General features: G+C 69.4%; 15 protein-coding genes and 2 tRNA genes. 13 read left to right on the plus strand and 4 right to left on the minus strand.

Features of this window, described 5'->3' with window-relative positions; all coding sequences use genetic code 11:
• Positions 1–43: 43 nt before the first annotated feature.
• The 12 genes from ACW5EG_RS07900 to ACW5EG_RS07955 all read left to right on the plus strand — a co-directional run bounded on the left by ACW5EG_RS07900 (position 44) and on the right by ACW5EG_RS07955 (position 12,050).
• Positions 44–721: a MotA/TolQ/ExbB proton channel family protein gene (locus ACW5EG_RS07900; protein WP_457018247.1), complete on the plus strand. Its 678-nt coding sequence runs from the start codon at positions 44–46 to the stop codon at positions 719–721.
• Between the two features lie 9 nt (positions 722–730).
• Complete coding sequence (locus ACW5EG_RS07905) at positions 731–1,159, plus strand: ExbD/TolR family protein (protein ID WP_457018248.1); 429 nt, start codon at positions 731–733, stop codon at positions 1,157–1,159.
• A 7-nt stretch (positions 1,160–1,166) separates the two neighbouring features.
• Positions 1,167–2,939, plus strand: coding sequence for a lipid A export permease/ATP-binding protein MsbA (gene msbA, locus ACW5EG_RS07910; protein WP_457018249.1), 1,773 nt, complete (start codon positions 1,167–1,169; stop codon positions 2,937–2,939).
• Entirely contained in the window at positions 2,936–3,958 is a 1,023-nt protein-coding gene (gene lpxK / locus ACW5EG_RS07915) for a tetraacyldisaccharide 4'-kinase (protein WP_457018250.1), read from the plus strand. Before msbA ends, lpxK begins: the two co-directional genes overlap by 4 nt.
• Before the next feature lie 204 nt (positions 3,959–4,162).
• On the plus strand, positions 4,163–4,933 hold the full coding sequence (gene kdsB / locus ACW5EG_RS07920) for a 3-deoxy-manno-octulosonate cytidylyltransferase (RefSeq protein WP_457018251.1): 771 nt from the start codon (positions 4,163–4,165) through the stop codon (positions 4,931–4,933).
• Between the two features lie 4 nt (positions 4,934–4,937).
• Positions 4,938–5,420 (plus strand): low molecular weight protein-tyrosine-phosphatase, encoded by a 483-nt coding sequence (locus ACW5EG_RS07925; protein WP_457018435.1) that lies wholly within the window; start codon positions 4,938–4,940, stop codon positions 5,418–5,420.
• A gap of 9 nt (positions 5,421–5,429) precedes the next feature.
• Positions 5,430–6,854 carry a thioredoxin-like domain-containing protein gene (locus tag ACW5EG_RS07930; protein WP_457018252.1) on the plus strand — a complete coding sequence of 475 codons (1,425 nt, stop codon included), beginning with the start codon at positions 5,430–5,432 and terminating at the stop codon, positions 6,852–6,854.
• The gene (uvrC, locus tag ACW5EG_RS07935) at positions 6,851–9,016 is read left to right on the plus strand and encodes an excinuclease ABC subunit UvrC (RefSeq protein WP_457018253.1); all 2,166 of its coding nucleotides are present in this window, start codon (positions 6,851–6,853) and stop codon (positions 9,014–9,016) included. The genes ACW5EG_RS07930 and uvrC overlap by 4 nt, the downstream gene beginning before the upstream one ends.
• The gene (gene pgsA / locus ACW5EG_RS07940; RefSeq protein ID WP_457018254.1) at positions 9,013–9,663 is read left to right on the plus strand and encodes a CDP-diacylglycerol--glycerol-3-phosphate 3-phosphatidyltransferase; all 651 of its coding nucleotides are present in this window, start codon (positions 9,013–9,015) and stop codon (positions 9,661–9,663) included. The genes uvrC and pgsA overlap by 4 nt, the downstream gene beginning before the upstream one ends.
• Positions 9,654–9,729, plus strand: a tRNA-Gly gene (locus ACW5EG_RS07945). The genes pgsA and ACW5EG_RS07945 overlap by 10 nt, the downstream gene beginning before the upstream one ends.
• Before the next feature lie 81 nt (positions 9,730–9,810).
• Positions 9,811–9,884 (plus strand) — tRNA-Cys (locus tag ACW5EG_RS07950).
• A 537-nt stretch (positions 9,885–10,421) separates the two neighbouring features.
• Entirely contained in the window at positions 10,422–12,050 is a 1,629-nt protein-coding gene (locus tag ACW5EG_RS07955; RefSeq protein WP_457021222.1) for an FMN-binding glutamate synthase family protein, read from the plus strand.
• A 25-nt stretch (positions 12,051–12,075) separates the two neighbouring features.
• Here ACW5EG_RS07955 and ACW5EG_RS07960 read toward each other — a convergent pair whose 3' ends face one another.
• The 4 genes from ACW5EG_RS07960 to ACW5EG_RS07975 all read right to left on the minus strand — a co-directional run bounded on the left by ACW5EG_RS07960 (position 12,076) and on the right by ACW5EG_RS07975 (position 16,884).
• The gene (locus ACW5EG_RS07960; protein WP_457021223.1) at positions 12,076–13,362 is read right to left on the minus strand and encodes a dicarboxylate/amino acid:cation symporter; all 1,287 of its coding nucleotides are present in this window, start codon (positions 13,360–13,362) and stop codon (positions 12,076–12,078) included.
• A gap of 175 nt (positions 13,363–13,537) precedes the next feature.
• Positions 13,538–14,380, minus strand: coding sequence for a MurR/RpiR family transcriptional regulator (locus tag ACW5EG_RS07965; protein WP_457018257.1), 843 nt, complete (start codon positions 14,378–14,380; stop codon positions 13,538–13,540).
• 4 nt (positions 14,381–14,384) lie between these two features.
• Positions 14,385–15,482: a dipeptide epimerase gene (locus ACW5EG_RS07970; RefSeq protein WP_457018258.1), complete on the minus strand. Its 1,098-nt coding sequence runs from the start codon at positions 15,480–15,482 to the stop codon at positions 14,385–14,387.
• Between the two features lie 43 nt (positions 15,483–15,525).
• Positions 15,526–16,884, minus strand: a complete 1,359-nt coding sequence (locus ACW5EG_RS07975) for a C40 family peptidase (RefSeq protein ID WP_457021417.1) — start codon at positions 16,882–16,884, stop codon at positions 15,526–15,528.
• A 377-nt stretch (positions 16,885–17,261) separates the two neighbouring features.
• Here ACW5EG_RS07975 and ACW5EG_RS07980 point away from each other — a divergent pair, with 377 nt between their 5' ends.
• On the plus strand, positions 17,262–20,159 hold the full coding sequence (locus ACW5EG_RS07980; RefSeq protein ID WP_457021224.1) for a TonB-dependent receptor domain-containing protein: 2,898 nt from the start codon (positions 17,262–17,264) through the stop codon (positions 20,157–20,159).
• Positions 20,160–20,225: the final 66 nt, after the last annotated feature.

Below are 20,225 nucleotides of genomic sequence, written 5' to 3' on the forward strand. Positions count from 1 at the left end.
TACCGGCAGTACCCGGGGCGGGCCTTCGGGCCGGAGGAATAGCGTGCTTGAACTGGTGATGGCCGGCGGTTGGCCGATGCTGCCGCTGCTGCTGCTCTCGGCGGTCGGCCTGGCGATCATCGTCGAACGGTTTTGGGCGCTGCGGCGCAGCGCGGTGCTGCCGCCCGGGCTGGGGCAGGAAGTGCGGACCTGGGCCGCACGCGGCAAACTCGACCCCGTCCACATCGAATCGCTGCGCAACAACTCGCCGCTGGGCGCGCTGCTGGCGTCCGCGCTCGAGGTCCGCCATCGCCCGCGCGAGGAGATCCGCGAGCGGGTGGAGGACGTCGGCCGCCACATCGCCCACCGCATGGAACGCTTCCTCAACGCGCTGGGCACGATCGCCGGTGCCGGTCCGCTGCTGGGCCTGTTCGGCACCGTGGTCGGCATGATCCAGATGTTCCTGGGGGTGATGGACCACGGCGTGGGCGATGTCGCCCAGCTCGCCGGCGGCATCGGCAAGGCGCTGGTGTGCGCGGCGGCCGGCATGGTCGTGGCGGTGCCGGCGCTGATCTTCCACCGCTGGTTCCGCGCACGCATCGACGGCTACATCGTCGACATGGAGCACGAGGCGATCCAGCTGATGGACGTGATCGACCCGCGTGCGCGCGCCGCCGCCGCCGCCCTGGCCGCGTACCCGCAGGCGGAAGGCCAGCCCGGCGCGCAGCCGGTGCAGGGCTAGGGCCTGACCATGCGGATCCGCGACCGCCGGGCCGAAGACGTGCCAGAGATCAACCTGGTGCCGCTGATCGACGTGATCCTGGTGCTGATCATCTTCTTCGTGATCACCACCACCTTCGACGCGCGTTCGGTGCTCAAGCTCGAGCTGCCGCGTGCCGACGGCCAGACGAACACGCAATCCGATTCGCTGAGCCTGCTGATCAATGCCGACGGCCGCTACTTCGTCGGCGACCGCGAGGCGCTGCGCACCGACGTGGAGTCGCTCAAGCGCACCATCGTCGAAGTGGCCGGCGACGACCGCGAGCGCACCGTACTGCTGCGCGCCGACGCGCGCACGCCGTGGCAGGCGGTGGTGACCGCCTACGACGCGCTGGGCCAGCTCGGCTTCACCCGCATCGCCAATGCGACCGCGCCCGAGCAGGCGGCGCCGGCGCAGTGATGCCGCAATGAGCGATCCTTCCAGCGAGACCGCTGCTCCGCCGGGCGCCTGGCCCGTCTACCGGCGCCTGCTGGGCCATGCCTGGGTGTACTGGCCGTTCCTGCTCGTGGCAATGGCGGCGATGATCATCGAAGCGCTGGCCGGCGCCGCGTTCGTGTGGCTGATGGAGCCGCTGACCAACGACGGCTTCGTCGATCCGAAGCCCGGCATGGCCGTAGTGCTGCCGCTGGCGATCATCGGCCTGTTCGTGATGCGCGGCCTGGCCACATTCGCCACCGACTACGGCATGGCGCGCGTGGGCCGCAGCGTGGTGCGCGACCTGCGCGAGCTGGTGCTGGGCAAGTACCTGCGCCTGCCCAGCACGCGCTTCGACACCGAGTCGGTGCCGGCGATGGTCAGCCGCCTCAACTTCGACACCGAGCAGGTCACCCAGGCCAGCTCTGATGCGCTCAAGGCGATCCTCACCGATGGCCTGACGGTGCTCTTCCTGTTCGGGCTGATGCTCTACACCAGCGTCAAGGTCACCCTGGCGATGATCGTGATCGCGCCGCTGATCGGCGTGCTGGTCTGGTACGTGGGCGGGCGCTACCGCCGCATCAGTCGCGGCATCCAGGACGGCATGGGCGCACTGGCCGCCAGCGCCGAGCAGTCGCTGGCCGCGCAGCAGGACGTCAAGGTGTACGGCGCGCAGGCCTTCGAGCGCAGCCGCTATTCGGCCTTCGCCAACCGCATCCTGCGGCTGAACATGAAGGTCGAGACCACGCGCGCGCTGTCCTCGGCGCTGGTCCAGATCCTCGCCGCGCTGGCGCTGGCCGCGATCGTCTGGGTGTCGATACACGAGGCCCTCGAGGGCCGCCTCAACCCGGGCGAGTTCGTGCAGCTGATGACCGCGATGATGGGCATCATTCCCTCGCTGCGCCGGATCACCAACGTGCAGAGCGTGATCGGGCGCGGTGTCGCTGCGGCCGAGCGCCTGTTCGGCGTGCTCGACTCGGACGAGGAGCGCGACGCCGGCAGCGTGCCGCTGGGGCGCGCACGCGGCGAGCTGGTGTTCCACAACGTCTCGCTGCGCTACCAGCGCGACGAGGTGCGCCACGCGCTGGAGGGCATCAGCTTCACCGCCATGCCCGGCACCGTGACTGCGATCGTCGGCCGATCCGGCAGCGGCAAGACCAGCCTGGTGCGGCTGGTGCCGCGCTTCTACGAGCCGAGCTCGGGCTCGATCACACTCGACGGCGTGCCGCTGGACCACTACCGCCTGTCCGACCTGCGCCGCCAGATCGCGCTGGTCGGCCAGCGGGTGATGCTGTTCGACGACAGCGTGGCGGCCAACATCGCCTACGCGGCGGAGGCGACGCCCGAGGCATTGCGCGCCGCGGCCGAGGCGGCCAACGCCTGGGAGTTCATCGAACGCCTGCCGCAGGACATGGACACGCCGATCGGCGAGAACGGTTCGATGTTGTCGGGCGGCCAGCGCCAGCGCCTGGCGATCGCGCGCGCAATCCTGCGCGATGCGCCGCTGCTGATCCTCGACGAAGCCACGGCCGCGCTCGACACCGAATCCGAACGGCTGGTGCAGGAGGCGCTGACCCGGCTGATGCCCGACCGCACCACCCTGGTCATCGCCCACCGGCTCTCGACCATCGAACACGCCGACCAGGTGCTGGTGCTCGACCAGGGCCAACTGGTGGAGCGGGGCACGCACACCGAGCTGCTGGCACAGGGCGGCCTGTACGCGCACCTGCACCGGATGCAGTTCCGCGAGGGCAACGAAGCGTGAGCCGGGGCAGGCGCGAGGTGCCGGCGTACTGGTACGCCAATGCGGCGGTGCCGGTGCATGCACGCCTGCTGGCCGGCCTCTACGGCGCGGTCGCCGGCGTGCGCCGCGGCCTGTATCGCCGCGGCCTGCTGCGCGCCCGGCATCCCGGACGCCCGGTGGTGGTGGTCGGCAACATCGTCGCCGGCGGCAGCGGCAAGACGCCGCTGACCATCGCCCTGGTCGAACGCCTGCTCGCCGCCGGCTGGACGCCCGGCGTGGCCAGCCGCGGCTATGGCCGCAGCGACGCGGGCAAGCCGGCCTGGGTCGATGCCGGCACCGATCCGGCCGTGGGCGGTGACGAACCGGTGCTGATCGCCGCCCGCACCGGCGTGCGCGTGCGGGTCGACGCCGACCGTGTGGCCGCCGCGCGTGCGCTGGTCGCCGAAGGCTGCGACATCGTGGTCTGCGACGACGGCCTGCAGCACTACCGCCTCGCCCGCGATCTCGAAATCGAAGTGATTGACGGCCGCCGCCGCTACGGCAATGGCCGCCTGCTGCCTGCCGGCCCCCTGCGCGAACCGCCCGAGCGCGGCGCCGACTGCCAGTTCCGGGTGCTCAATGTCGGCAGCGACCCGGACCTCGCCGCCGGCTTCGGCGAGTGGCCGATGTGGCTGGAGTCTGGCGACGCACGCCCGATGGCCGGCGGCAGGCCGCGGCCGCTGGCGTTCTTCGCCGGCCAGCGCGTGCACGCGGTGGCGGGCATCGGCGACCCGGAGCGCTTTTTCTCGATGCTGCGCGGCCAGGGCATCGCCGTCGTCCCGCACGCATTCCCCGACCACCACCGCTATGTCGCCGACGACCTGCGCTTCGGCAGCGACCTGCCGGTGCTGCTGACCGAGAAGGACGCGGTCAAGTGCGCGCCGTTCGCGGGCGAGCGCTGGTCCAGCGTAGGCATCGATGCGCAACTGCCCGAGGCGTTCTGGGTCGCGCTGCTGGGCCGGCTGGGACCAAGGCGGGAGGGCGTCGGCGGTCATTCCTGAAATTTCCCTCCCGACAGGGCGCGCCAACCATCCATGTCATTTCGACCGAAGGGAGAAATCTCCTGCCCGGCGCCGAAGGGCAGATTTCTCCCTCCGGTCGAAATGACAGGCGGGGTGGATGGCGAGGCCGGGGTGGATGGCGAGGCTGGGGTTGGATGGCGAGGCCGGGAGTGGTGGCGAAGCCGCTCCAAGTAGAATGACCACATGCACCTGCCCGATTTTGTTGTCGCCATTCCCGCCCGCCACGACGCCACGCGGCTGCCCGGCAAGCCGCTGCGGCTGCTGGGGGGCGAGCCTCTGATCCTGCACGTGGCCCGGCGCGCGCTCGCCGCCGGCGCACGCGAAGTCTGGGTCGCTGCCGACGACGAACGCATCGCCCGCGCGCTGGAAGGCAGCGGCGTGCAGGTGGCGATGACCCGCACCGACCACCAGTCCGGCGCCGACCGCCTGGCCGAATGCGCCGACATCGCCGGCTGGGACGACGACACCATCGTGGTCAACCTGCAGGGCGACGAACCCTTCGCGCCGGCCGCCGGCATCCGCCGGGTGGCCGCACTGCTTGCCGACGGCCGCGCCGACATGGCCACATTGGCCGAACCCATCACCGAACCGCCGGTGTTGTTCGACCCCAACACGGTCAAGGTGGTGGTCGCCGACACCGGCCATGCGCTGTATTTCAGTCGCGCGCCGATCCCCTGGCATCGCGACGCGTTCTCGCGCGAGGGCGAGATCACGGTGGCCGGGGAGTGGCTGCGGCATATCGGCATCTACGCCTACCGCGCCGGCTTCCTGCGCCGGTTTTCGAAGATGCCGCCGGGGCGGCTGGAGCGGATCGAGGCGCTGGAGCAATTGAGGGTGCTCGAGGCGGGCTTGCCGATCGCGGTGGCGCTCGCGCCCGAACCGTTCCCGCAGGGCGTGGATACGCCCGAAGACCTGGCCCGCGCCGAGACGATCCTGGAGGCTGCCCGTGGCTGAGCCGCTGCGCCTGCTGGTCGTCTGCCTGGGCAACATCTGCCGCTCGCCGCTGGCCGAGGGCGTGCTGCGCCAGCGGCTCGATGAAGCGCGACTGGGGCACCGGGTCGAACTCGACTCGGCCGGCACCGGCGACTGGCACGCCGGCAAGCCGCCCGACCACCGCACCATCGCCAACGCCGCGCGCCACGGCGTGGACCTGACCAGCCTGCGCGCGCGCCAGCTGCGCAGCGCCGACTACCACGAGTTCGACTGGCTACTGTGCGCGGATCGCAGCAACCTGGCCGACGTGCGCGAACGCGCGCCCGCCGGCGCCACCGCGCGCAGCGCGCTGCTGCTGGAATGGGCCGGGCTGGGGCAGGGCGCCGAAGTGCCGGATCCGTACACGGGCGGCCCGGAGGAGTTCGAGCACGCGTGGACCCTGGTCGACGCCGCCGCGCGCGCCATCGTCACGCGACTGGCGGGCCGCACCGCGCGGATTGACGCATAATCGCCCGACATGGACGCGAACACCGCCCCTGAGTTCCCGCCCGGCGTCGAATGGCTCAACCTGCTGACGCCGCTGCGCATGGCACAGCTGCGCGGCAAGGTCTGTGCGCTGGCGTTCGTCAACGCCGGCTCGGCCTGGTGCCAGCAGCGGCTGGCCGACCTGGCGCGGCTGCGCGCGCGCCACGGCGACCGGGTCAACGTGGTGGCGGTGCACGTACCGCGCTTCGACAGCGAGCGCGACGCGCGGCGCATCGCCAAGCGCCTGAATCGCCAGCGCTACGACTTCCCGATCGGGCATGACCCGGACTGGACGCTGTGGCAGCACTACGGCATCGAGGCCTGGCCGACCGTGGTGCTGATCGACGGCGAAGGCCGGATCCGCGACCGCATCGTCGGCGACGGCCCGATCCGGGAACTCGATGCACGGGTGGCCGAACTGGCCGCCGAACTGGTGCCGACCCTGCCCAGCGCCGATCCCATCGAGATGCGGCGCGGCGGCGAACCGCCGCTGCCGCTGCGCTTCCCGACCGGGCTGGTCGTCTCCGGCAACTACCTGTACGTCGCCGACTGCGAGCACCACCGCGTGCTCGAGTGCGACCAGGCCGGACGGGTGCTGCGCCAGTTCGGCAGCGGCGGCCCGGGCTTCATCGACGGCCCGATGGAGCTGGCCGCATTCAACCGCCCGCACGGCATGTGCCTGTGGCGCGACACCCTGTACGTGGCCGACACCGGCAACCACGCGATCCGCCGCGTCGAGCTGCGCAGCGGCGACATCGACACCATCTGCGGCGCCGGTCGTTCCGGCACTCCGCGCGAAGGCCCCGTCGCAGATCCGCGCTCGATCGCGCTTGACCAGCCGCGCGCGGTCGCGCTGAGCGGCAGTTCGCTGTTCATCGCCACCACCGGCGACAACCGCATCTGGAAGTTCGACCTGGGCTCGCCCGGCATCCAGCTGTTGGCTGGCTCCGGGCGCTTGGCCGTCACCGACGGCACCGGCGTGGGCGCCTCGTTCGCCGAGCCGGTGGCGCTGGCCGCCGTGCAGCAGGCGCTGTATGTCTGCGACGCGGCCGGGTCGGCGATCCGCAGCGTCAACGTCCGCACCGGCGCGGTCTCGACCCTGGTCGGCCAGGACCAGTGGCAGTTCGGCGACGCCGACGGCGCCCGTACCGACGCCCGCCTGCAGCAGCCGCAGGCGCTCGCGCTCGATCCCGAGCTGCCGGTGCTGTGGATCGCCGATGGTGGCAACGATGCCTTGCGCTGCCTGCGCCTGGGCGGCGGCCAGCTGTCGACCATCGATCTGCCGCAGCGCCTGCACGGCTCGACCGGGCTGGCGGTGGGCAACGGCGCGATCTGGATCGCCGACACCGACGCCCATGCGGTGCTCCGGTTCGACCCGCGCAACGGCACGCTGCGCCACGTGCCGATAGGCGAATGACCGGCGAAGCATCCGTTCGCTGTACCGGCAGCGCGCCCGACGACGTCCCCTTCGACGGCAAGGCCTTCGCCCGCGGCCTGAGCACCGCGCCCGGCGTGTATCGCATGATCGCCGCCGACGGCGCTGCGCTCTACATCGGCAAGGCCGGCGCGCTGCGCAAGCGCGTGGCCAGCTACTTCAGCAACGTGCCCAAGCCCGCGCGCACCGTCGCGATGCTGTCGCAGACCGCGCGCATGGAAGTCACGGTCACGCGCACCGAGGGCGAGGCGCTGCTGCTGGAGAACCAGCTGATCAAGTCGCTGCGGCCGCGCTACAACGTGCTGCTGCGCGACGACAAGAGCTATCCGTACGTGCTGGTGACCCAGGAGCCCTGGCCACGGCTGGCCCTGCATCGCGGCCCGCGCAGCGTGCCCGGCCGTTATTTCGGCCCGTACCCCGGCGTCACCGCGGTGCGCGAAACGCTGAACATGATGCACAAGCTGTTCAAGCTGCGCAGCTGCGAGGACAGCGTGTTCCGCAACCGCTCGCGGCCCTGCCTGCAGCACCAGATCGGCCGCTGCACCGCGCCCTGCGTGGGCCTGGTGCCGGCGCGCGAGTACGCCGACGCGGTGCGCCGCGCCACGCTGTTCCTCGAAGGCCGCAGCGACGAGCTCACGCGCGAGCTGGGCGAGGCGATGGAGGCGGCCAGTGCGCGGCTGGATTTCGAAGAGGCCGCGCGCCTGCGCGACCTGGTGGCCAACGTGCGCACGCTGCAGGCGCGCCAGTACGTCGACGGCCGCGCCGCCGAGCTCGACGTGCTGGCGGTCGCGATGCAGGGTACCCATGCCTGCGTGCTGCTGCTGGCGTTCCGCGACGGCCGCAACCTCGGCACGCGCGCGTTCTTCCCCAAGACCAACGGCAGCGACAACCCGGCCGAAGTGTTGGCCGCCTTCGTCTCGCAGTACTACGGCGAGCAGCCGGCCCCGCGCGAGATCGTGCTCGACCGCGCGATCGAGGACACCGAACTGCTGGAGCAGGCGCTCACCGCCGCCACCGGCCACAAGGTGCAGATCCGCCACAGCGTGCGCGGCGAACGCGCGGGCTACGTCGACCTGGCACGGCGCAACGCGGAGCTGTCGCTCGCGACCGAACTGGGCAGCCGCGCCGCGCAGCAGGCGCGAATCGATTCGCTGTGCGAACTGCTGGGCCTGGAGCGGGCGCCGACGCGCATCGAATGCTTCGACATCAGCCACACCATGGGCGAGGCGACCGTTGCTTCGTGCGTGGTGTTCGATACCGAAGGCGCGGTGCGCAGCCAGTACCGCCGCTACAACATCGCCGGCATCGAGCCGGGCGACGACTACGCCGCCATGCAGCAGGCGCTGACGCGCCGCTTCCGCCGCGCGGCGGAAGCGCGCGAGCCGGCGCCGGCGCCTCCTCCCGAACTCCCTTCAAGCAGCGAATCCGACGTTCATTCCGATCGCGAATCCGACTCTCTTTCCGATCGCGAATCCGACTCGCATTCCGATCGCGAATCCGCTTGTCATTCCGACCGCAGGGAGGAATCTCCCGCGCAGCCGCCCCCGCCCCATCAGTCCGGGCACAGCGGGCAATCCCCGCAGCCCCCGGACGCACCGTCCCGACCACCACGCGAACCCAAACCCGCCGGCATCCTCCCCGACCTGCTGCTGATCGACGGCGGGGCAGGGCAGGTCGCGCAGGCCCGCGGCGTGCTGGCCTCGCTGGGTATCGAGGCTTCCACCCGCCCGGGCAGCCCCGGCGTGATCATCGTCGGCGTGGCCAAGGGCGAGGAACGTCGCGCCGGCCACGAGCGCCTGCTCCTGCCCGACGGCCGCGAGCTGCGCCCCGGCGCCGATTCGCCCGGCCTGCAGCTGATCCAGCAGGTCCGCGACGAAGCCCATCGTTTTGCCATCACCGGCCACCGCGGCCGTCGCCAGAAGGCGCGCAGCGTCAGCAGGCTGGAAGACATCCCGGGCATCGGGCCGCGCCGGCGCGCCAGCCTGCTCAAGCATTTCGGCGGACTGGGCGGGCTGAAGGCCGCGGGGATCGAGGAGATCGCCCGGGTCGAGGGCGTGAACGCGGCGCTGGCCGGGCGAATCTATGCGACCCTGCACGGCCTGCAGGATGCCGCTCCCCCCGGCCCACCCCCCTCGTCGAAATGAAGCTGACCGTCCCCACCCGGCTGACCCTGCTGCGGATCGTGCTGATCCCGGTGCTGGTCGCCGTGTTCTACATGCCTTCGCAGTGGACCAACTTCGCGTCCGCCTTCGTCTTCATCCTGGCCGCGGTCACGGACTGGCTGGACGGCTGGATCGCGCGCCGCTACAACCAGTACTCCGCGTTCGGCGCGTTCCTCGACCCGGTCGCCGACAAGCTGATGGTGGCGGTGGCGCTGTTCCTGATCGTGCAGGGCCATCCCACGCCGTGGATGGCGTTCTGGGCGGCTGTGATCGTGGGCCGCGAGATCGCGGTGTCGGCGCTGCGCGAATGGATGGCCGAACTGGGCCAGCGGGCGACGGTGAAGGTGGCCGCGATCGGCAAGATCAAGACCATCGCGCAGATGGTCGCGCTGTCGTGCCTGCTGTACTCGATCAACCCGCGCCACCCGCTGCAGCCGGGCACCGACATCTGGATGGGCGTGCCGGTGTTCCACATCGGCGACTGGCTGCTGGGCGCGGCGGCCTTGCTCACCCTGTGGTCCGGAGTGGCCTATCTGCTTGCGGCCTGGCCGGTCCTGCGCGCTGCAGAGGACTCGGCTGTTGACACGCCACGGCCACCAGGTAAAATGCGCGGCTCAACGCGGGAATAGCTCAGTTGGTAGAGCGCAACCTTGCCAAGGTTGAGGTCGCGAGTTCGAGTCTCGTTTCCCGCTCCAGTTTCAAGCAGGCCCCGGCACCGCCGGGGTTTTGTTTATCAGCGCCGCGAGCGTGTATCGTTGCTCGCGGCGAGCGTCACCGGCCTGGTGGCAGAGTGGTTATGCAGCGGACTGCAAATCCGCGTACGCCGGTTCAATTCCGACCCAGGCCTCCATCTCCCGCACAGGGAGCGTGACGCGACCGCCGGCCACGCCCGAGTGGTGAAATCGGTAGACACAAGGGACTTGAACAATTGAGCCCTCCGGTGGAAACGCCGGAGGTGGCACCCGTCAAAGTCGGTGAACGCCCTGGACCCCGGTCCGCGCCAACGCCGAGCCAAGCCTTCCGTTCGCGGAAGGAAGGTGTAGAGAGCAGACGGCGGGCACCTACAGCGCACTGCGCCACGGTGAAGGCGTGCTCCAGACCACGAACGGCTTCGGCCGGCGGCGAAAGTCGAAGTGGTACGAAAATCCCTCGACCTCGCGGTCATGCCGGTTCGAGCCCGGCCTCGGGCACCACCTCATCCTCCCGCGCCCCTGTAGGAGCGGCTTCAGCCGCGATTGCAAAATCGGCCGTGACGCGGCCTGGCGTGCCATCGCGGCTGAAGCCGCTCCTACAGGCCGCTCCTGCAATCGTTGCGCAGCACGGACGCCCGCATCACCCACCTATGTGATCATGGCCTCGCGCCATCCCGCGCGTCGCCCCGCTGCCAATGTTCAATCGCCGTACCGTCTGGTTCGCCTCCATCGCCCTTGCGCTGACCGGAATCGTGCTGGCGCTCGCGTGGTCTCCGGCATGGTGGTGGCTGGCGGCATCGTCCGGCGCGCTGGCGCTGCTGGGCCTGGTCGACGTGCTGCAGACGCGCACGACGCTGCGCCGTCTGTACCCGGTGATCGCGCACTTCCGCTATGGCTTGGAGTCGATCCGGCCGGAGATCCGCCAGTACTTCATCGAGGACGACCTGGCCGAGGTGCCGTTTTCGCGCGAGAAGCGTGCTCTGGTCTACCAGCGCGCCAAGAACGAACGCGACACCGTGCCGTTCGGCAGCGAGCACGACCCCTACGACGTCAGCTACGAGTGGATCAACCACTCGCTGGCTCCCGCCCACGCCGAGTCGCACGACTTCCGGGTGCTGGTGGGCGGCGCGCAGTCCACGCCCTACGACGCGAGCGTGTTCAACATTTCGGCGATGAGCTTCGGCTCGCTGTCGGCCAACGCGATCCGCGCGCTCAACGAAGGTGCCCGGCGCGGGAATTTCTACCACGACACCGGCGAAGGTTCGATCTCGTCCTACCACCGCGAACGCGGTGGCGACCTGGTCTGGGAAATCGGATCGGGCTACTTCGGCTGCCGCGACCAGGCAGGGCGCTTCAGCGAGGAGCGCTTCGCCGCGAACGCGCGCGACCCGCAGGTAAGGATGATCGAACTCAAGCTCTCCCAGGGCGCCAAGCCCGGGCACGGCGGCATGTTGCCGGCGGCCAAGGTGACCGCCGAGATCGCGATCGCACGCGGCGTGCCGGCGGGCGTGGACTGCATATCGCCGGCGTCGCATTCGGAGTTTTCCACGCCTGCGGGGCTGCTCGCGTTCGTGGCGCGGCTGCGTGAACTGTCGGGCGGCAAGCCGACCGGCTTCAAGCTCGCGATCGGCCATCCCTGGGAGTGGTTCGGCGTCGCCAAGGCGATGCTGGAAACGGGCATCACGCCGGACTTCATCGTCGTCGACGGCGCCGAGGGCGGCACCGGCGCCTCGCCGCTGGAGTTCATCAACCATGTCGGCGTGCCAATGCACGAAGGGCTGATGCTGGTGCACAACACCCTGGTCGGGATCGGCCTGCGCGACCGGATGAAGATCGCCGCCGCCGGCCGCATCGCCAGCGCCTTCGACATCGCCCGCACCGTGGCCATGGGCGCGGACTGGTGCAACGCCGGGCGCGGCTTCATGTTCGCGCTGGGCTGCATCCAGGCACGCAGCTGCCACAACGACCTGTGCCCGACCGGCGTGGCGACCCAGAATCCGTCGCGCTGGCGCGCGCTCGACGTCGAGGACAAGGCCACGCGCGTGGCCAACTTCCACCAGAACACCCTGCGCGCACTGCGCGACATGCTGGGTGCGGCCGGGCTGGAGCACCCCTCCCAGCTCGGCCCGGAACACATCCTGCGCCGCGTCTCGCCCACCGAGGTGCGCTCGCTGTCGGCGCTGTACCGTTTCCTGGACCCGGGCGAACTGCTCGAGCACGTGCCTGAGCACGCAGTGTTCCGCGCGTTCTGGTCGAATGCGCGGGCCGATTCCTTCGCGCCGCCCGAACGTACCCTGGAAATGCGGCGGAGCAAGCTGACCTAGTTGGGCAGGGCGTCGCCGGCGGAGCTCAAACCACGTCGTCGATCTCGCCCGCATGCCCCGCTTGCTTGACCACGATCGCGGTCGCGGTGACGTCGGCCGAGGTGTTGGCCACCGTGGCAAACACGTCCGGGATCGTGTCCACCGCCAGCAGCACGCCCAGCGGCTCGATCGGCAGGCCCAGCGACTGGGTAATCGGCATGTTGTTGGTCATGAAGCTCACCTGCCCGGGCAGGCCGACCGAGCCCATGCTCACCACGATGCTCAACCCCACCGCGGTGCCGAGCTGCAGCGCGGTGAGATCGATGCCATACAGCCATGCAATGAAGCAGGCGACCACGATGTACTGCGGCGGGCTGGCGATGCGGAACAGCGATACCGCCATCGGCAGCACCAGCGAGGTGACCGCCAGCGGATAGCCCAGGCGCATGCGCGCGGTTTCGATCATCACCGGCAGCGAGGCCAATGAGGACTGCGTACTGGCCGCGATCGCCTGCACCGGCAGCAGCGCCTTGGCGAAGCGGGCAGGGCGCTCGCCTGCCGCGACAACCGCGACCACGTAAAGCAGCAAGGTGATCGCGATATAGAGCGCGCACTGGGTGAGGATGTAGTAGCCCAGCGCGCTGAGCATGTCGAGGCCGACCCGCGCGCACACCGCCAACACCAGTGCGAACACGCCGACCGGCGCGGCCCACAGCACCCAGCGCACCACCACGAGCATGGTGTCGCCGAGGGTGCGCACCAGCTCGAGCATGCGCACCCGGCGATCCGGATCGATCCGGGTGAGGCCGAAGCCGAAGAACATCGCGAACACCACCAGCGGCAGCATGGCGCTGTTGGCCGCGGCGGCGATCGCATTGCTGGGAATGATGTTGGTCAGCCAGGCGCCGAAGCCGGGCGCGACGGGCAGGTTCTCGGGCGCATCGATCGCGGCGCGAAAGGTGGCGATGAGCGCCTCGTCGCGGGGCACCATCGACAGGAACGCCGGCGCGGCAACCGCGGCGAACGCACCCGCCAGCGCCAGCAACACCAGGAACACCACGATCGCCGTACGCGCCGTGCGCCCGGATGCAGCCGCATCGGCCGCCGAGTTGATGCCCACCACCACCAGCGCGGCAACCAGCGGCACCACGGTCATCTGCAGCGCATTGAGCCAGAGCCTGCCGATCGGCTGCACCGCATCGGCCACCTGCGCGGCCTGGGCCGGGTCGAATGCAGCCAGCGGCAAGCCGACGGCGGCGCCGAGCAGCAGCGCGATCAGAACCCGGGCGGGCGTGGACAGGCGAGGGCGCGCGCCGGGGGTGGCTTTGGTCATGGCGGTCCTGGTGGAGGGGTTGCGGCGGCAGACTGGATATCACGAACCGGCCAGTCGCGCTTGCGGGATCGGGTCGCGGGCCGGCGTGGGCGGCGACCCATGATCGTCGTCGTTGCGGGGGAGGTGCGCCCGACTGGATCCCGGGCGGTGCGGAAGCAGGTCATCGTGCAGACACTCATCCGTCCAGCAGCGAGCGCACGTGTTCCCGGTAATCGTCTAGGCGTCGCCGCCGTGATTCGTCATCGCACAGCCGCAGGAACACCAGGTCCAGCAACTGCTGCAGGGCGGCCTGGTAGAGCAGGGGTTCGACGTGCCGCGCCTCGTCGTAGGCCGAGACCAGCAGCGCCAGGTCGGCGTGGGCGCGCAGCCCGTTGGCGGTGTGGCGGGTCACCGAGACCACCTTGCCACCGCGCGTGCGGAACACGCGCGCCAGCCGGGACAGCGTTGCGGCCTCGCCGCGTTCGGAGAACAGCAGCAGCACGTCGTCACGGCGCGAGCTCGACACCTCGGCCGGCACCAGCACCGGATCGAAATGGTGAATCGCAAGGAAGCCCAGCAGCGACAGCCGGATGGCGAAGGCGCGCGCCATCACGCTGTCCTCGCCGATCCCGACCACGAAGGTCTTGTCCGCGTCGCGCACCATGCCGGCCAGGGCTTCGAGGCGATCGGGCGGGTTGAGCAGCCGCGTTTCCTCCTCGGCGCGCGACTTGGCCTGCCACAGCGTGCGCGCGAACGTGTCCTGCCCATCGCCGGTGCGGAACGGGCTCTCCGGCTCGACGCTTTCACCGGCGCGCGCAACCGCCTCGCCAATCGAATACTTCAGGTCCGGATAGCCCTTGAAGCCAAGCTTCTGACTGAACTTGACCACGCTCGACTGGCTGATGCCGAGCGCATTGGCCAGCTGCTGGGACGAGTAGTCGCGCAACAGCTGAGCGTTGTCGAGGATGAAGTCGGCGATGCGGCGCTCGATCGCCGACATCTGTCCCCGCTCGGAGCGGATGATCAGCAGCGGCTGCATCGGCTCAGCTGACGATCGGCTGGTAGCCACGGATCGCGCGGATGCCCAGGCCCGGCGCTTCGGACACCGAGATCTCGGATTCGTTGAAGCTGACCCCGCCGTCGACCGGGTCGAATGCGCACAGCGAAGGGCCATCGAGGTCGACCTTGGTGATCACGTCGGACTTGGCGATCGCCAGGTGCACGGCCGCGGCCACGCTGATGCTGGTTTCGATCATGCAGCCGATCATGCACTCCACCCCGTACAGCGCGGCGATGTCGGCAATGCGGATCGCGTTGGAGATGCCGCCGGTCTTCATCAGCTTGATGTTGATGATGTCCGCGGCGCGCTGTTCGATCAGCTCGATCACCTCCAGCGGCCCGAACACACTCTCGTCGGCCATCACCGGCGTCCTGATCCGGTCGCTGACGTACTTGAGCCCGGCGATGTCGCGCGCGCGCACCGGCTGCTCGAGCAGCTCCATGTGCACGCCCGCGTCCTCGAGCGCATGCATCGCCTGCACGGCCTGCTTGGCGCTCCAGCCCTGGTTGGCATCGAGGCGGAGCAGGGCGCGGCCTTCGACCGCGGCGTGGATCGCCTTGACCCGCTCCACGTCCAGTCCGATGTCCTTGCCAACCTTGATCTTGAGGGACTCGAAGCCACGCGCCACCGCCGACAGCGAATCCGACACCATCTTGTCGATATGGTCGACGCTGATGGTGATGTCGGTGGTGATCACCGGTTCGCCGCCGCCAAGCATGCGATACAGCGGCGCGCCGTGCAGTTGGCCCCACAGGTCGTACACCGCGATCTCGACCGCGGCCTTGGCGCTCGTGTTGCGCTCCAGCGCCGTCTGCACCAGGCGCACGATGCGGTTGAGGTTGGCCACGTCCTCGCCGATCAGCCGCGGCGCGATGATCCGCCCGATCGCCTCGATGATCGAGCCGTGGGTGTCGCCGGTGATCACCGCCGTGGGCGCGGCCTCGCCGTAGCCCACGTGACCGCTGTCGGTGTGGATCGAGACGATGATGTCCTCGACCATGTCGACGGTACGCAGCGCGGTCTTGAACGGCGTTTTCAGCGGCACCCGGACCCGCCCCAGGCGCACCTCGGTGATCTTCATGCGTGTGGGTTCCCCGCGGCCGCGGCCGCCTTCCCTGTGTCGCTCATGGCCGGATGCGCCGGATGTTGGTGATGCGGTCGACGGTCGCGGTGGTGGCGTCCGACATCAGCGGCAGCAGCGGGGTGACCACCACGCCGTTGAGCCGGTACCTGCGCAGCGCGCCGCCCTCGCCCAGCAGCGAGATGCCGGCGGTGTCGTGGATCACGTACGTCTCGCCTTCGATGCGACCGATCACCATCATCACGTGGCCCGGAATATAGATCAGGTCGCCCACCTCGGTCTGGCGCAGCAGGCGCAGGCGCTCGTCGTGACCGAGGCTTGCGTCGATGGCGATCCCGTCCAGGCCCGGACTGCGCGATTGCGCACTGGTATTGCGCGGCAGCAGCAGGCCGAAGCTGCGGTAGACCTCGGACACGAAGCCGCTGCAGTCGCGCGCGTCGTAACGGTGGCCCCAGCCGTAGCGTTCGCCCAGGAACTTGAACGCCTGCGCGATCAGCGCGGTCTTGGTCAGCGGCAGATAGTCGGGCGAGACATCGGCCGAGCGCGGAATCAGCGCGGGCGCGAACTCCAGCCTGCCATCGTCGCCGCGCACCGGCAGTTCCACCGCATGGCCGAAGCCGGGATGCTGGCCGTTGAGCGGCTCGTCCGTCGGCCAGTCGGCAAGCGGCAGGCGCACGCCCATGTCGAGCAGCACCGCGGAGACGGCCGGGCGCTCGGGCGTGTGCACCGTGCGCACCTGCGCGCCGGTGACCACGAGGAAGGGGATGCGGCGCGTGTAGGCGAAGATATCCGCCTTGTCGCCGAACGCCACCGCGTCCGATTCAATCCACGCCGCATAGGTTTCGCTGAGCACGAACAGCCAGCGCCGGTCGCGGCTGCGGTGCACCACCGCCACCGGCGTCCCGGGGAACAGCGCGCTTTCCTGGAAGCGATCGATGTCGCGATCGTCGGGCGTGCTGAACACGCGCAGGTGGGTCGGGAACGTGCGCAGGTCCGCGCGCCGCACCACCATGCCATGGCGGGTCACCTGGGTCTGCGGGATGCCCTTGAGGTCGAGCGCGTTGACCAGCCTGTCCATTGCGCGGGCGCTGCCTTCCTTGCCGTCCGCGTCGTACAGCGTGCCCTCCGGACGCGGCGAGGCGGCCTCGATCCAGGCGCGCACCTGCTCGGCCTCGATCGTGGAGGGCAGCTGTTCGATGTCGTGCAAGGATGGTTCGGACTGGCGCATCCGCGCGTTGTGCGCGGCGATGGCGTCGGCATCGAGGATGATGCGATCCGCATCGCGCAAGCGGCCTGCCCAGTACGCCGGCTGCAACTGCGCCTGGACCACGCCGGGCAGCACTTCGGCCTGCGGATCGTGGAGCGCCCGCGCACTGGAGCCGCATGCGGCCATCGCAAGCATTCCCGCCACCAGCCATCGCAGTCCTGCGAGCGAACGACGCTCTTGCAAGAGAAATCTCCTGCGGAAAGCCGCGCTTCCGCCGGCTGGGAATACATCATTCATCTTGTTGTTCTGTCAAGAATAATTTATTGACCACGCACTACGGTCATGTTACACAGCCGACAGAGCCACTCCGGTAACGACGGCAGCCGCACGATGACTCCAGGGGCGTGCGGATATCCGGCGCGCGACATTGCGACGCGCACCCGGAAACCGACGGGATTCCGGGGCGCGTTTCAGGCAACAGGGCAGGGGGCAACACACGACAACGGACTCGGGCGTATCTGTTCCAACGCGCCTGTGCGTCGCTTGTCGACCACTTTTTCCGGGGAAATTCCATGGCTGCAGTCCGCACCCGCAACACAACCGCGCTGGTATCCGCGCTTCCGTTCGCCATCGCGCTTGCACTGGCAGGGACTGCCGCCGCCCAGGACACCGCGCCCGCGGACACGGCCAGCGAAGCCACGCGCACGCTCGACCGCATCAGCGTCACCGGCTCGCGCATCAAGCGCACGGATATCGAAGCGGCGTTGCCGGTCACCGTGATCCAGAAGGCGGAGATCGAGGCGCAGGGCATCTCGTCCGCCGAACAGTTGATGATGTACATGAACATCGCCGGCAACGGATCGGACAACCTGTCGGCCAACGCCGGCATCGCGCCGGCCGACCTGCGCGGCAACAATGGCGTGTCCGGCGCCAACCTGCGCGGGCAGGGCGCGGATGCGACGCTGGTGCTGCTCAACGGCCGCCGCGTGGCGACCCACGGCCTGCGCGGCACCGCCGTCGACCTGAACTCGATCCCGTTCGCCGCGATCGACCGTGTCGAGGTGCTGCGCGACGGTGCATCCGCGATCTACGGCACCGACGCCATCGGCGGGGTCATCAACTTCATCACCCGCACCGACTACCAGGGCGCGCAGGCATCGACCTTCGTCGACCTGACCGAGGATGGTGGCGGCAACATCTACCGCACCGACTTCCTGGTGGGCGGCGGCGACCTGGACCGCGACCGCTGGAACGCCTTTCTGAGCGTGGGCGCAAGGAAGAACGACGTGCTCCGCGGCAACGCCCGCGACTTCTCCAACAGCCTGCAGCCCGAGCGCGGACTCTCGCCCGATACGCGCGGCACACCGTTCGCGACCATCTTCAACCTCGCCGGCGGGCTCACCGGAACGACGCTCACCGCGCCTGACGGCGCCACGGTCAACGGCGTCAACACCCTCAACCTGCCCGGCGGCCCCGGCTGTGAGGCCGGCAGCGACATGATGGGGCCGTACGACTACCGGCTGTGGGCCACCACCGCGGCCAGCGTGGCATCGCGCTACGGCTGCACCTGGGACTATCCGGCCGCCGCAGTCATGCAGCAGCCGCTGGAAACCGTGCAGGCGATCGGGCGGGCAACCTTCCGGATCGACGATTCGCACCAGGCCTATGTCGAGTTCATGGGCTCGAACGCGAAGGCCAACCGCATTTTCGAACCCAACCAGATCTCCTCGTCCGCTACCGCGACGGCGGTGTTCAACCCCTCCACCTGGTATCCGCTCAACGACCGCACCCGTGACACCTACGACATGGTCTACGGCGCGATGGCCGATTACTTCGGCGCCGGTGCGCTGACCTACGGCGCGCCCATCGGCTATCGCTGGCGCTGCATGGAGTGCGGGCCGCGCGAGATCGAGTCCACCACCAAAGCCTTCCGATTCATGACCGGCCTGGACGGCACGCTCGGCGGCTGGGACTACAGCCTTGGCCTGTCGCGCGCTTCCAGCGAATCCGAGTCCCAACTCGGAACGGGCTATCACTACGTCGAGGGACTGCAGGCGGCTTTCGCGGATGGCCTGCTCAACCCGTTCCTGATGCCCGGGCAGCAGCAGAGCGCGGAGGCCGTCGCGGCGCTGCAGGCGGCTTCTGCGCAGGGCGTGGTGCTGTATGGCGGCAAGTCCACGGTCACCAATTTCGATGCGGTGATGTCGGGCAGCATTGGCCCTCTGCCCGGCGGCGACCTGCAGGTCGCGGTCGGCGTCGACCTGCGGCGCGAAGCGTTCGAGTTCAACGGCGACCCCCGCGCCGCCGATACGCGCCCGGCGATCTTCAACGCGCCATTCGATGATGCCAACGCCCTCGACGAGGTCAGCCGCGACGTCAAGGCGGTGTTTACCGAGATCCACCTGCCGTTCTTCGAGCGCTTCGAAGCCACCCTTGCCGCCCGTTATGACCACTACAGCGGCTTCGGCGGCACCGCCAATCCCAAGGTCTCGTTCAAGTGGCAGCCGATCGATGCGCTGGCCGTTCGCGGCGCCTACAGCACCGGCTTCAAGGCGCCGGAGTTCAGCAAGCTGTTCAGCGGCATGACCGAGAGCCAGAACAACGCGCTGGACCTGGCCGACCCGGCCTCCTGCCCGGGCGGCGTGGTGGACGTAAGCGTGCCGGGCTGCGAGCAGATAGACCCGGATATCCTCACCGGCGGCAACCCGAACCTCGCGCCCGAAGAGTCCAGGCAGAAGAGCCTCGGCTTCGTGCTCGCGCCAGTGGACTGGTTCAACATGAGCCTGGACTGGTGGCAGATCGAACGCCTCAACACGATCCGCACTGGTCCGGATCTCGACGTCCTGCGCGACAACTACGATATCTTCAGCGCCAACTGGATCCGTGATGCAGCCGGCGAGGTGGTCCTGATCGACCGTCGCTTCGTCAACTCGGGCGGCACCCTGATGAGTGGCGTCGAGCTCGACCTCAACGTCCGCGGCGAACTGGCCGGCGGCAACTGGAACGTCAACCTCAACGGCAGCTACCTGGACAACTACCAGGACAAGCTGCTCGAGTTCATGCCGTACTCCGAGAACCGGGTCGGTGAGTACATCCGCTACTGGAGCCTGCCGCTGCGCTGGAAGCACACGCTCGGTTTCGCCTGGTCGCGCGGCGACTGGTCGCACAGCCTGACCCAGCTCTATCGCCACGGCTACAAGGACGAGGAGCCGACCAGCGTCTCGAACGGCCACTACATTCCTTCGCAGTGGAACCCCGACGTCGACCGTTACATCACCTACAACTACAGCACCACCTACAGCGGCTTCGAGAGCCTGCGCCTCACCTTCGGCGTGAAGAACCTGCTGGACGAGGATCCGCCGTTCACCGCGCACAAGAACGACTGGGCCAGCGGCGCCGGCTGGGAGCCGCGCATCGCCGATCCGCGTGGACGCGCCTATACCTTGCTGGTGCAATACGACTTCTGGTGACCGTGCAGGCTTCAGCTGGTACGCGTGGAAACGGCCCGCACGCGGGCCGTTTCCTTTCCTGTGCGC

Source organism: Luteimonas sp. A611, assembly GCF_054072715.1.

Excerpts from the sequence above, each read along its gene's own strand:
- ACW5EG_RS07965 (WP_457018257.1), bottom strand. The coding sequence starts at position 14,380 with ATGCAGCCGCTGCTGATCATCCGCTCCGAGCGGGGACAGATGTCGGCG.
- msbA (WP_457018249.1), top strand. The coding sequence starts at position 1,167 with ATGAGCGATCCTTCCAGCGAGACCGCTGCTCCGCCGGGCGCCTGGCCC.
- ACW5EG_RS07970 (WP_457018258.1), bottom strand. The coding sequence starts at position 15,482 with ATGAAGATCACCGAGGTGCGCCTGGGGCGGGTCCGGGTGCCGCTGAAA.
- pgsA (WP_457018254.1), top strand. The coding sequence starts at position 9,013 with ATGAAGCTGACCGTCCCCACCCGGCTGACCCTGCTGCGGATCGTGCTG.
- ACW5EG_RS07960 (WP_457021223.1), bottom strand. The coding sequence starts at position 13,362 with ATGACCAAAGCCACCCCCGGCGCGCGCCCTCGCCTGTCCACGCCCGCC.
- ACW5EG_RS07980 (WP_457021224.1), top strand. The coding sequence starts at position 17,262 with ATGGCTGCAGTCCGCACCCGCAACACAACCGCGCTGGTATCCGCGCTT.
- ACW5EG_RS07975 (WP_457021417.1), bottom strand. The coding sequence starts at position 16,884 with ATGCTTGCGATGGCCGCATGCGGCTCCAGTGCGCGGGCGCTCCACGAT.
- uvrC (WP_457018253.1), top strand. The coding sequence starts at position 6,851 with ATGACCGGCGAAGCATCCGTTCGCTGTACCGGCAGCGCGCCCGACGAC.
- ACW5EG_RS07955 (WP_457021222.1), top strand. The coding sequence starts at position 10,422 with ATGTTCAATCGCCGTACCGTCTGGTTCGCCTCCATCGCCCTTGCGCTG.
- ACW5EG_RS07930 (WP_457018252.1), top strand. The coding sequence starts at position 5,430 with ATGGACGCGAACACCGCCCCTGAGTTCCCGCCCGGCGTCGAATGGCTC.
- ACW5EG_RS07905 (WP_457018248.1), top strand. The coding sequence starts at position 731 with ATGCGGATCCGCGACCGCCGGGCCGAAGACGTGCCAGAGATCAACCTG.
- kdsB (WP_457018251.1), top strand. The coding sequence starts at position 4,163 with ATGCACCTGCCCGATTTTGTTGTCGCCATTCCCGCCCGCCACGACGCC.